This window comes from candidate division KSB1 bacterium, from assembly GCA_034521575.1.
Classification (GTDB): domain Bacteria; phylum Zhuqueibacterota; class Zhuqueibacteria; order Residuimicrobiales; family Krinioviventaceae; genus JAXHMJ01.
Map to the genome: position 1 here is coordinate 89,810 of JAXHMJ010000005.1, position 12,512 is coordinate 102,321.

Annotated in this window: 14 protein-coding genes; all 14 read left to right on the plus strand. The window is 47.9% G+C overall.

All coding sequences use genetic code 11. The annotated features are described in order from the left end of the window. The first annotated feature begins 45 nt into the window (after nt 1-45). The 14 genes from thiI (at nt 46) to U5R06_13280 (ending at nt 12,386) form a co-directional block, all read left to right on the plus strand. Nucleotides 46-1,230 carry a tRNA uracil 4-sulfurtransferase ThiI gene (gene thiI, locus U5R06_13215; GenBank protein MDZ7723726.1) on the plus strand — a complete coding sequence of 395 codons (1,185 nt, stop codon included), beginning with the start codon at nt 46-48 and terminating at the stop codon, nt 1,228-1,230. Further along, nucleotides 1,227-2,273 carry a metallophosphoesterase family protein gene (locus tag U5R06_13220; protein MDZ7723727.1) on the plus strand — a complete coding sequence of 349 codons (1,047 nt, stop codon included), beginning with the start codon at nt 1,227-1,229 and terminating at the stop codon, nt 2,271-2,273. The genes thiI and U5R06_13220 overlap by 4 nt, the downstream gene beginning before the upstream one ends. A gap of 77 nt (nt 2,274-2,350) precedes the next feature. Continuing rightward, a complete protein-coding gene (dusB, locus tag U5R06_13225; protein MDZ7723728.1) occupies nt 2,351-3,436 on the plus strand; it encodes a tRNA dihydrouridine synthase DusB in 1,086 nt (361 codons plus the stop codon). Beyond that, nucleotides 3,393-4,703, plus strand: coding sequence for a cyclic 2,3-diphosphoglycerate synthase (locus U5R06_13230; protein MDZ7723729.1), 1,311 nt, complete (start codon nt 3,393-3,395; stop codon nt 4,701-4,703). The genes dusB and U5R06_13230 overlap by 44 nt, the downstream gene beginning before the upstream one ends. A gap of 34 nt (nt 4,704-4,737) precedes the next feature. Beyond that, complete coding sequence (locus tag U5R06_13235; GenBank protein ID MDZ7723730.1) at nt 4,738-4,956, plus strand: 4Fe-4S binding protein; 219 nt, start codon at nt 4,738-4,740, stop codon at nt 4,954-4,956. A 1-nt stretch (nt 4,957) separates the two neighbouring features. Next, nucleotides 4,958-6,097, plus strand: coding sequence for a 2-oxoacid:acceptor oxidoreductase subunit alpha (locus U5R06_13240; protein MDZ7723731.1), 1,140 nt, complete (start codon nt 4,958-4,960; stop codon nt 6,095-6,097). After that, the gene (locus U5R06_13245) at nt 6,084-6,902 is read left to right on the plus strand and encodes a 2-oxoacid:ferredoxin oxidoreductase subunit beta (GenBank protein MDZ7723732.1); all 819 of its coding nucleotides are present in this window, start codon (nt 6,084-6,086) and stop codon (nt 6,900-6,902) included. Before U5R06_13240 ends, U5R06_13245 begins: the two co-directional genes overlap by 14 nt. Nucleotides 6,903-6,904: 2 nt before the next feature. Beyond that, nucleotides 6,905-7,447 (plus strand): 2-oxoacid:acceptor oxidoreductase family protein, encoded by a 543-nt coding sequence (locus tag U5R06_13250; protein ID MDZ7723733.1) that lies wholly within the window; start codon nt 6,905-6,907, stop codon nt 7,445-7,447. A gap of 698 nt (nt 7,448-8,145) precedes the next feature. Beyond that, nucleotides 8,146-8,328 (plus strand): 50S ribosomal protein L32, encoded by a 183-nt coding sequence (rpmF, locus tag U5R06_13255; protein ID MDZ7723734.1) that lies wholly within the window; start codon nt 8,146-8,148, stop codon nt 8,326-8,328. 56 nt (nt 8,329-8,384) lie between these two features. Continuing rightward, nucleotides 8,385-9,401, plus strand: coding sequence for a phosphate acyltransferase PlsX (plsX, locus tag U5R06_13260; protein ID MDZ7723735.1), 1,017 nt, complete (start codon nt 8,385-8,387; stop codon nt 9,399-9,401). A 30-nt stretch (nt 9,402-9,431) separates the two neighbouring features. Then, on the plus strand, nt 9,432-10,421 hold the full coding sequence (locus tag U5R06_13265) for a beta-ketoacyl-ACP synthase III (protein MDZ7723736.1): 990 nt from the start codon (nt 9,432-9,434) through the stop codon (nt 10,419-10,421). A gap of 10 nt (nt 10,422-10,431) precedes the next feature. Next, nucleotides 10,432-11,370, plus strand: coding sequence for an ACP S-malonyltransferase (fabD, locus tag U5R06_13270; GenBank protein ID MDZ7723737.1), 939 nt, complete (start codon nt 10,432-10,434; stop codon nt 11,368-11,370). Next, nucleotides 11,367-12,110, plus strand: coding sequence for a 3-oxoacyl-[acyl-carrier-protein] reductase (fabG, locus tag U5R06_13275; protein MDZ7723738.1), 744 nt, complete (start codon nt 11,367-11,369; stop codon nt 12,108-12,110). The genes fabD and fabG overlap by 4 nt, the downstream gene beginning before the upstream one ends. Before the next feature lie 42 nt (nt 12,111-12,152). Next, complete coding sequence (locus U5R06_13280; GenBank protein MDZ7723739.1) at nt 12,153-12,386, plus strand: acyl carrier protein; 234 nt, start codon at nt 12,153-12,155, stop codon at nt 12,384-12,386. The last annotated feature ends 126 nt before the right edge of the window (nt 12,387-12,512 follow it).

A 12,512-nucleotide genomic window follows, 5' to 3' on the forward strand; every position in this document is an offset into this window, starting at 1 on the left:
ATCCGGCCTGAAAAACGCCGGATTTTTCATATCAGGAAAAGAATAATGTCGGAACACGCAACCCCCTGTATCATCATTCATCACAGTGAAATCAGCCTGAAAAAGGGAAACCGCGGCTTTTTCGAAGCCCGTTTGCGCGACAACATCAATCATGCTTTAAACGGTTTGCCCGGTTGCCATGTCAAAATGGATTACGGACGTTTTTTGCTGTTTTTCAATCACATGGATCAGACGCAGGAAATACTCGACCGCCTGCAACACGTGGTCGGTATTGCCTATCTGCGGCCGGCCTATCCCGGATCGCGCGATCCTGACACATTAAAAGACCAGGTTTTCGACATCGTAAAGTCCATGTCTTTTAACACATTCCGCGTTGACACGAGGCGCGCTGACAAACAGTTTCCCCATACATCGGTCGAAATCAACCGGATCGTGGGTTCGAGAATTCACATGCAACTCGGCAAACCCGTAGATTTGAGCGATCAGGCGGATTTGACCATTTCCATTGAAATTTTCAATAAAAAAGTATTTTTTTCCGTGAACAGCATCCGCGGCATCCGCGGACTGCCGGTCGGCAGTACAGGCAAAGTCGTCAGTATGCTTTCTTCCGGTATCGACTCACCGGTTTCCTCGTTCATGATGATGACACGGGGATGTCAGAATATTTTCGTCCATTTTCACAGTTATCCCTATACGGAAAAATCCTCTATCTACAACGCGCAAGCTTTGGTACGCCATTTGACCCGCTATCAATATCGTTCAAAACTGTACCTCGTTCCACTGGCCTCTATTCAGCGAGCTATTATTTCAGGCGCACCGGAAAAGTTCAGGGTTATTTTATACCGGCGCATGATGTACAGGCTGGCACAAAAAGTGGCTGAAAAGGAAGGCGCGCGGGCCCTGGTTACGGGGGACAGTCTGGGACAGGTGGCTTCACAGACATTGGAAAACATCGCCGCGATTGACGACGCCATCACCATGCCGGTATTGCGTCCGTTATCCGGGCTGGACAAGGACAGCATTATTAAAAAAGCACGCGACCTGGGCACCTTTACGACGTCCATTGAGCCGCATGATGACTGCTGCAGTTATCTGGTACCGCAACGTCCGGAAACCAAGGCAAAAATGGACCAGGTTCACAAAGCCGAATCGGGAGTCCCGGACTGGCAGGCCCAAATCAAAGACGCGCTAAAGAAAACAGAACTCGAAAAATATACCTGGTCAGTATGATACAGAAAAAACTCACAGATCTTTTAAAAACAGCCCCGGAAATACAGATCGCGGATCAGGATAAAATTTTATTCCTGAGTGACCTGCACATGGGCAATAACAAACGGCGCGATGATTTTAAAAGAAACTCAAAACTGTTTACCACGGTTCTGCGCGATTATTATTTGAAACAGGATTATCGACTTGTGCTGAATGGTGATGTGGAGGAACTGCATAAATTCCGCCTGGGGAAAATCATGGAGACCTGGTCAGATGTTTTTGATCTGTTTGACCAGTTCAAGGCAAGGGGGCGTTTGCATAAAATGATCGGCAACCACGATTATCTTTTGTCGTACCGGCAAGATTATCGTTACTCTGAGAATCTGCACCATGCTATCAAGTTCATCTATCATTCTGATGTGTTTCTTGTTTTTCATGGCCACCAGGGGACTACAAGATTCGACAAATACAATACGCTGTTTGGATTTTTGCTGCGGCACATTGTAAAACCGCTGGGCTTGAAAAATTTATCCAAAGCTTTGGACAATGAAAAAAAGTACAGCATTGAAAAAAACATATACGAATTTTCCAGCAAGCAGCACATTGTCTCCATCATCGGGCACACCCATCGACCCCTGTTCGAATCTATGAGCAAGGAAGATACCTTAAAATTCAAGATTGAAAACCTGGTGCGTCTGTATCCTCAGGCATCTGAGCAAGAGAGACAGGAGATTATCATAGATATTGAAGCTTATAAAAAAGAGCTACACCGGGTTACAGAGAGCGAACCGACCATGGGCAGTCATTTGTATAACAGTACCTTGCTGATTCCCTGTATTTTCAATTCCGGCTGTGTGACCGGAAAACGCGGTATCACAGCCCTGGAAATTCATGACGGTAACATTTACCTGATTTATTGGTATGATGATCGCCGTAAGCAGAAAAAAGTCCGGATATATGACTCGGGTCCCGAGCGGCTTGGCAACTCTCATTACAAACGGATTGTATTAAAACACGACCAGCTGGAGTACGTATTTACACGCATTAAACTTTTAACACAATGATTGAAATCGGCTCTAAATAATGCCGTGGCCGGAAAAAACCTTGACTATCACTGTTAAAACATTTATATTCGCCCGCCTTGAATATTTGTGGTATAGACATAAAAAACCCAACTGCACTGGCTCCACTGGCCGGTTGGTCTGACCCTCCGTTTCGCAGATTGTGCCGAACATTTGGTGCGGGACTCCTTTGCACTGAAATGATCAGCGCAGATGGTACGATCAGACATCAGGCCAAAACACTGGCTCTTGCCGAATTTTTCCAATCAGAAGGTCCGGTTTCTGTTCAGCTATTCGGAGCCGAACCAGATATTATAGCTGATGCGGTTCAAATTATTGCGGAAAAACAACCTGATTTTATCGATTTGAATTTTGGCTGTCCGGCCAAAAAAATCATAAAACGCGGAGCCGGTTCCGCTCTGTTACGGGATCTGCCGCGTCTCACGGCAATAGCACGCGCTGCGGTTAGCGCCACATCTATTCCGGTGACGGCAAAAATCCGCAGCGGCTGGGATCATCAGTCCATTATCGCAGTTGAAGCCGCGCGGCGCCTGCAGGATACCGGCATTGCTGCAATCGCACTGCATCCCAGAACCCAGACCATGGGGTTCACGGGACACTCGGACTGGAATTTAATTGCCAAAGTCAAACAGGCTGTGCAGATCCCGGTCTTTGGTAACGGAGATATCCACACCGGTCAGGACGCCCGTGATATGTTTGATCAGACCGGCTGCGATATGGTTATGATCGGACGCGCCGCCATGGGCAATCCCTGGATTTTCCCGCAAATTCATACAGCGCTCAACGCTCATACAATTCCGGAGCATCCCTCCTTCGCTGAACGTCTTGACATCTGTCTGCAGCACCTTGATTATGCAGTGGACTGGTACGGTGCTGACCGTGCCATACTGAAAATGCGCAAACAGCTGTCTCAGTATCTGAAAGGCTTGCCGGATAGTTCGAAAACAAGACGACAACTTTTTAACACAACGGAACTTGATGATGTAAAACGCATCTTGATCGAAATGAAAAAGCAACTGCAGCAAGATACAGAAATTAAATATGTCAATAAAAACAGCTTGAATGAGCCAGATGACACAAATCCGACAAAATGGAGGAGCTATGAAACCCAAGCACGTTGTCATTATGGGAGCAGCAGGACGTGATTTTCACAATTTCAACACATTTTTCAGAGGCAATGATGAGTATAATGTCGTCGCCTTTACAGCGACACAAATCCCCAACATCGAAGGCCGGCGATATCCGGCGGAATTGGCTGGCGGCTTGTATCCTGAGGGCATCCCTATTGTTCCCGAAGACGAACTGGGTAATCTGATCACATCCCAGCAGGTGGATGAGGTATTTTTTTCTTATAGTGACGTGCCGCACGAATATGTTATGCACAAGGCCTCGGAGGTGAATGCACTGGGGGCCACGTTTTCTCTTCTGGGCCCGCGTCACAGCATGTTGAAATCCAAGGTTCCGGTGGTGGCTGTGTGCGCTGTCCGAACCGGCTGCGGAAAAAGCCAGACCACACGCCGGGTGGCTGAAATTCTTAAACAAAGAGGCAAAAAAATTGTCGCCATTCGTCATCCCATGCCGTATGGAGACTTGACCGCCCAAAAAGCACAGCGGTTTGAAACGCTGGATGATTTGGTCGCTCATAACTGCACCATTGAAGAAATGGAAGAATATGAACCGCATATCGATCGCGGATCCATTGTCTACGCAGGGGTGGATTATGAAGCGATTCTGCGCCAGGCGGAACAGGAAGCGGATGTCATTCTCTGGGACGGCGGCAATAACGACACCTCTTTTTACAAACCGGATGTGTTGATCACCGTCGTGGATCCTCTGCGTCCGGGACATGAAACCAGCTACTATCCCGGTGAAACCAATCTGAGAACCGCTGATATTATCGTCATCAACAAAGAAGAAACCGCGCAAATCGAAGACATTGAAAGTGTACGCAGAAATATTGAACGATTGAATCCCGGCGCTGTGGTGGTCGATGCAGCCTCGCCGATATCCGTTGATTCTCCTGAATGGGTCAAAGGCAAACGGGTCCTGGTGGTTGAAGATGGTCCGACTTTGACGCATGGCGAAATGAAATTCGGAGCCGGTATCATGGCAGCGCGGAAACTGGGGGCGGCGGAAATTGTGGATCCGCGGCCATTTCTGCGCGGGACCTTGACGGAAACATTTCAAAAATATCCGAAAATCGGCACACTTTTACCTGCGATGGGATACGGCAAAAAGCAGATGAAAGATCTGGAAGCCACGATCAATCACACCGATTGCGATGCTGTGATTATAGGAACGCCAATCGATTTGAGACGTATCATCAATATTAAAAAGAAAAGTGTGCGGGTTACCTATGATCTGCAGGAAATCGGAAAACCCGATTTGACTGAACTCTTGCAGTCGATCTAATCCCGTATGCTGTCTTTCAGACCCGAGGATGCTTATGAAAAAAGTAAAGCGCATAGAAATCAAGGAATCATGGTGCAAAGGCTGTGAAATTTGTGTGGCATTCTGCCCCACAAATGTTCTGGCTATGGAAAACGGCAAAGCCGTTGTTAAAGACCTGGACAAATGCACGGCCTGTATGATGTGCGAACTGCGATGCCCGGATTTTGCGATCAGCGTTATAACAGAGGCAGAAAAAACAGCGGTGAATTCCTGATATGAATACAAACACGCGAGTGCTCACAGGTAACGAAGCCTGTGCCGAAGGCGCCATGGCGGCGGGCATGCGGTTTTATGCCGGCTACCCCATTACCCCGTCTTCGGAGATTGCCGAAGTTTTGTCCGGCTTGCTGCCCAAGGCAGGCGGGGTCTTTATCCAGATGGAGGACGAAATTTCATCCATGGCCGCCATTATCGGCGCCTCCTTGACCGGCACGAAATCCATGACAGCCACATCCGGTCCGGGGTTCTCGCTGATGCAGGAGAACATTGGATATGCGGTTATGGCCGAAGTTCCGTGTGTGATTGTGGATGTGATGCGCGGCGGACCCAGCACGGGATTGCCCACCAATTCATCCCAGGGCGATATCATGCAGGCCGCCTGGGGTACGCACGGCGATCATCCCATTATTGCATTAGCCCCCTCCAGTGTACGTGAAGCATTTGATCAGACCATAGAAGCATTTAATCTGTCCGAGCGTTACCGGACCCCCGTCATCCTGCTGATGGATGAAATTATTGCCCATCTGAATGAAAAAGTGCGGATGCCGGCGCCGGATGATTATGCTGTGATCAACCGGGTCAAACCCAACGGCCCGGGGGAGGATTATCTGCCCTACGCATTCACGGATACGGATGTGCCGCCTATGGCTGACTTTGGCTCCGGTTACCGTTTTCATGTCACCGGCCTGACACACGATCCGACCGGTTTTCCGTCCACCAGCCATGACAATGTACAGGCTTTGTATGAACGGTTTGACCGAAAAATCAACGGACGCCGGGATGAAATTGTCTCTGCGGAATACTTTTACATGCAGGACGCGGAAGTGGTTGTCATTGCCTACGGATCCGTGGCCCGTTCGGTCCGACATGTGGTGAAAACCGGCCGCGTTCAAGGAAAGAAAATCGGGATGCTGCGATTAAAAAGCATTTGGCCGTTTGCCGACAAGCTTGTCAGCGACGCCACCTGCAACGCGCGCGCCGTTCTGGTTCCGGAAATGAATATGGGACAGATTGTCCGTCAAGTGCGGGCTGTGGTACACGGCGTGCCTGTATTTGCTTTTAACAAAATAAACGGTGCGCCCATTACTCCGCAGGACCTTGAGAAAGAGATCGGAGAAATCTATGATCAATTATGAACAATATCTGCGCACTGAAAAGCTGCCGCTTATCTGGTGTCCGGGATGCGGACACGGGATCGTCATGAAAGCGCTGCTGCGCGCCGTGCATGAAGCTCAGCTGGACAAGGACAAAGTATGCATGGTATCCGGCATCGGATGTTCCAGCCGGCTGACCGGTTACGTGGACTTTAACACACTGCATACGACGCATGGACGAGCCATTGCGTTTGCAACCGGGATCAAAATGGCAAGGCCGGAGATGCACGTGATTGTCATAACCGGTGACGGCGACGCCAGCTCTATCGGCGGCAATCATCTGATTCATGCCGCCCGACGCAATATTGACCTGACCGTCGTTTTATTCAACAACCAGATCTACGGCATGACCGGCGGACAGGTCTCTCCGACAACGCCGTATAACGCGTACGCCAGCACGGCTCCGTACGGCAGTTTCGAAAACAATTTTGATATTCCTCAACTGGTTGAGGCGGCCGGCGCCTCATTTGTGGCGCGCGGTACCGCCTATCATGCGATGCCGCTTACAAACTATATTGTAAAGGCCATAGACCGCAAAGGTTTTTCACTGGTTGAAGCCCTGTCCCCCTGCCCGACGACATTCGGACGCCGGAACAAACAGGGAGACGGTGTAAAGATGCTGCAGCGGCAAAAAGATCACACTATTTCTCAACGTAAAGCTGAATCCATGCCGGATTCAGAGCTGAATGATAAAATAATCACCGGAATCTTTGTAGATATTCAAAAACCTGAATGCCGGGAAGAATATCAAAAACTTATCGACCACAAAAAAGGGAAAGGAGCTTAATTGTGAGCTTTAGATACGAAGTCCGCCTGAGCGGAGAAGGTGGGCAGGGATTAATGCTGGCGGGCAAGATTCTCGCAGAAGCAGCTGCAATCTATGACGATCTGAACGCCACGCAAAGTCAGTCTTATGGACCGGAAGCACGCGGCGGCGCCAGCCGTTCTGAAGTCATTATTTCCGACAAAGATATAGATTACCCCAAAGCCGTTGAAATCGATCTGTTTCTCGCGTTAACCCAGGAATCTGTTGACCGTTATATTGATGACCTTAAAGCTGACGGGATTCTGGTCGTGGATCAGGATACGGTGAAAAATATTCCCAAAGGCTCGTTCAAACTCATCAAAGCTCCCATCATTGAAACGGCACGAAAAGAACTCGGGCGCAGTATTGTGGCCAACATCGTCGCTCTGGGAATTATTGCAGGTATCATCGATGTTGTCTCGGTTGAGGCACTCGGCAACGCAATCCGGGCGCGGGTACCCAAAGGAACAGAGGAAATGAATTTAAAGGCTTTTCATTTAGGCCTGGAACACGCAAAGAACCTGTGAGTTAAAAACGTGCAATATACACGTCTGACTTGAATCGATAAGCAACACAGAACTTGCGCTCTTTAGCCAAAGAGTTCTGATGTGCTATGAACAAGATTCATAAATTCGGCATTTTTATCTTGACTATTAGTACTTTAATTGCTAACTTTTAATTTGGCCTTTGGAGAAAATGAATTATGCTCAATTTTGATATTTCTAATCTCAATGAAGGTCTGTCTGTAAGAAATGTAGACATTTTACCCAGGACTGTTGATCTTGGCGATACTTTTGAATTTCAGGACGAAATTCAACTGCATTACAGAGATCAACAAAGTTGGGCATGAGATTTTTGTAAAAGCAACATTTAAAACCCGGTGTACTCTGGAATGTGACAGATGCCTGACGCACTTTAGCTTTGACATTGAACAAACCATTGATTTGGTGCTGACCAGCGATGAACACATACTGGATAAAGAGGAAGAAGATATATACATGATTACAGAGAGCAAGACAACAGTAGATATTACAGAATCCATCAGACAAAATCTATTATTGTCACTGCCGGTCAAGCAGGTATGTTCTTCGAATTGTAAGGGGCTTTGCCCCCAATGTGGTCAAAACCTCAATGTAAACACATGCAATTGCACACATGAGACCATAGACCCTCGCTGGGAAGTTTTGAAACAAGTAAAATTTAAATAGATAAACAGAGGATAAAAATGGCACTACCCAAACGAAGACAATCAAGATCAAGACAAGGAAATCGACGTTCCCAATGGAAAGGAAAAACACCAACGGTTGTTGAATGCCAAAACTGCCATCAGCCGACACTGCCGCATCGGGCCTGTCCGAACTGCGGTTATTACAAAGGCAGATCTGTATTTCTTCCGAGAGAATCTTAATCCCTCCAAAAAGAATTGATATTACAAGCATTCATATATTTATACCGGAGTAAACGTTGATTAAAATTGCCTTAGATGCGATGGGAGGAGATAACGCGCCGCATGATGTGGTGCATGGCGGAATTGAAGCCGCCCGTTCTTCAAAGGATCAGTTTAAAGTGGTTTTTGTCGGCGACGTCGATAGAATAAAAGAAGAAGTGGGTCGGCATTTTCATACCCAGAATCTTCCCATTTCGTTTCAGGCTGCATCTCAAGTGGTATCGATGCATGAACAGCCGTCTACTGCTCTGAAACAGAAACCCGATTCTTCTATAGCAGTCGGCATTCAACTGCACGCGGACGATCAGGTACAGGGATTTGTCAGTGCCGGGAATACCGGAGCTGTCATGGCCAAGGCGCTGTTTGGTCTAAAACGTCTTCAGGGAATCCGGAGACCGGCCATCGGCTCCATGCTGCCGACAGAAAATGGAACGTCCACTCTGTTAATCGATGCCGGCGCCAATCTCGACAGCCGGCCCGAGGATCTGTTTCAATCAGCCATTATGGGAAGCATTTACTATAGCCGTCTGTACGATATCGAATCACCGTCCGTCGGTCTGTTGAGTGTCGGACGTGAGGCGTCCAAAGGCAAAAAACTGGTATTGCGAGCGCATGCTTTGCTCAAAAACAGCCACCTGAATTTTATCGGCAATATCGAAGGCAATGATATTCTGCATGGTGTATGTCAGGTGACGGTATGCGATGGATTTACCGGCAATATCGTACTTAAAACGGCCGAAAGCCTGCACCCCCTGCTCAAAGTCAGCATCAAGCGCCTGATCCATCGGCAAATTTTTTCGCAAATCGGAGCCGCTCTCATGAAACCGACATTCGACGGTATGCGAAAACTGTTTGATTATCAGGAATACGGCGGCGCTCCTTTGCTCGGTGTAAATGGATCCTGCATCATTGCACACGGGAAATCCACACCGAGAGCGATACGCAACGCTATTCTGGCGGGTTACAAGATGATTAAAGAAAATGTCAATGAGCATATTCGCAGAGAGATATCAGCGAACGAAAAGAGTCAATAAAACGAGAGCACCGAAGCGAAAGGAAACTCTGTGACACAACCTATCCATTCCATGATAGCCGGAGCAGGAGTCGGAATTCCCAAAAACAGATTAACCAATCATGACCTTGAAAAAATGGTGGATACCAGTGATGAATGGATCCGCACCAGAACCGGGATCGAAAACCGGTTCATTGCTGATAAAAATCAAACCACCTCAGATTTGGCAACACAGGCAGCCCAAGAAGCCATAAAAGCAGCCGGCGTAACCGCAAAAGATATAGACACAATAATTATCGCTACGGTTACAGGTGATATCGGATTCCCTTCCACAGCGGTTCTGACTCAGAAAAATCTCGGCGCTGTAAATGCAGCGGCTTTTGATATAGCAGCGACGTGTTCCGGTTTCTTATATGGTCTGGAACTCGGCGATTCACTGATTGGTATCGGAAGAGCCGAAACCGTACTGGTTATCGGCGCCGAAACGTTATCAAAGATTACAGACTATACAGACCGCAACACCTGTGTTCTGTTCGGAGATGGTGCCGGTGCAGTGATACTGCGTCCATCCGACGGTAAACGCGGTATTTTGGGCACATTCACAAAAAGTGACGGCCGACTGAATAAACTTTTGATTATGGAAGGGCTGGGCACCAAATATCCGCCGACCCATGAAAACGTAGATAAAAAACTTCATTACATCACCATGCAGGGACGCGAGGTGTTTAAACATGCCGTGACCTGTATGGGCGATGCCGCTGAATACATTCTCGAAAAATCAGGATTGACCAGTGATCAAGTCGATTTGCTGATCTCACATCAGGCAAACAAGCGCATCATCGATGCGACCGCCAAACGGATCAATCTGCCTCCGGAGCGTGTCTTCGTCAATGTTCATAAATACGGGAATACGTCCGCCGCATCAATCCCCATTTCAATATACGAGGCCTTGCAGGAAGGACGACTCAAAGAGGGCAGTCTGGCTGTACTCGCTGCATTTGGCGGCGGTTTCACCTGGGCCAGCTGTGCCATCCGGATATAGAGGATAATTTATGACTTTAGCTGAAAATAATTATTTTTTATTTCCAGGTCAGGGCTCTCAATTTGCCGGGATGGGCAAGGATCTTTATGATTTCTTTGATGTGGCCCGCAGTATGTATGAACAAGCGAATCATATTCTCGGCTTTAAATTGACTGAACTGTGTTTTAACGGCTCGGATGAAGATTTAAAGAGTACGGATATCACACAGCCGGCTATTTTCACTCACAGCCTGATCGTGTTCACTTTGCTCAAACAGCACGGCATCTCTCCCACGGCGGTGGCCGGCCACAGTCTGGGCGAATATTCCGCCTGTGCTGCTGCCGGTGTATTTGATTTTCAAACCGGATTGGGCCTGGTTCGTGAGCGCAGCCTGCTGATGAAAAACAGTAACACGGAAACCGGTTCTATGGCCGCTATCATTGGACTGCCGATTGGTACCGTTGAATCCATCTGCAAACAGGTTTCAGGCGACGGATATGCCGGAGTCGCTAATTACAATTCACCCGAGCAGGTAGTCATCACAGGCAACGCCGGGAACATTGAACAGGCTTGCGAACAAGCTCTGGCGCTGGACGCAAAACGCGTCATTCCGCTGCAGGTCAGCGGCGCCTTTCACTCCCCGTTAATGCAGCCGGCTGCTGAAAAGTTTATCCACATCCTGAAAAACACATCCTTTCAGGATGCGCAACTACCGGTCTACAGCAATGTTACCGCGGATGCTTCTACTGACAAGGACGAAATGAAGAACCGATTGCAGCATCAACTGACTCACCCGGTTTTGTGGACGCAAACCATAGAAAATATGATAGCAAACGGAGCGGATGCGTTTTATGAAATCGGCCCTGGCAAAGTGCTCAGCGGACTTTTACGCCGGATTAATAGAAAATACAAGGCCGTACCAATAGGAACAGCTGAACACGTATCAAAACACGCGGGAGATTCAAATTGATTCAATTACAGGATAAAATTGCGCTTGTTACAGGTTCAGCCCGGGGCATTGGAGCCGAAATTGCCCGGAGTCTGGCTGATGCCGGATGCCATGTTGTGGTATCTGACATTGATGAAAGCGGCGCCAACCAAACGGCTGAACAGGTTAAAGCCAAGGGCCGTAGAGCTCTGGTCGTTAAAGCCGATGTATCCGAGATGGATCAGGCGATGCATCTGATTGAAGCGACCGTCAAAGAATTTGGACGGTTGGATATTCTGGTTAATAATGCCGGAATCACACGCGACAATCTGCTGATTCGAATGAAAGAGGCTGAATGGGATGCCGTGATCAAGGTGAATCTCAAAGGCACATTTAACTGCATCAAGGCCTCAACCAAAACGTTCATGAAACAGCGGACCGGTAAAATCATTAATTTGGCCTCGGTGGTCGGAGTTATGGGAAATGTCAGCCAGGCCAATTACTCTGCCTCCAAGGCGGGAGTGATCGGGTTGACCAAAAGTGTCGCAAAAGAACTGGGCGCCCGGAACATAAAAGTCAATGCTCTGGCGCCGGGGTATATCGAAACAGAAATGACAAAATCATTATCAGATACCGCCAAAGACGCATTCATGACAGCAATCCCGCTCAAGCGGGCCGGTATACCCAAAGATGTAGCCAATGCTGTTCTGTTCCTGTCCAGTGATCTTTCTGATTATATCACAGGACAAGTGCTGAATATCGATGGCGGCATGGTTATGTAAAATCAAACACATAAATAATTAATTTTCAGGAGGATAACAAATATGTCTACGCAAGATCGTGTCAAAGAGATTATTGTAGAGCAATTGGGCGTTGATGCAAATGAAGTAACTCCGGAAGCATCATTTATTGATGATTTGGGAGCTGATTCATTGGACACAGTCGAACTGGTTATGGCATTTGAAGAAGAATTCGGTCTTGAAATTCCGGACGAAGAGGCCGAAAAGCTTCAGACTGTTGGTGACGCGCTGAATTACCTCAACAAACAAAAGGGTTAATTCCTGATTTGTAACAGGGCGGCCTATGCTGCCCTTTTTCAAAAATCCAGCGCTTCAGGATCAGTATTATTAATAAAGGTGTTAAAGAGGAAATAATGACGGAAAAACGAGTGGTTGTTACAGGAA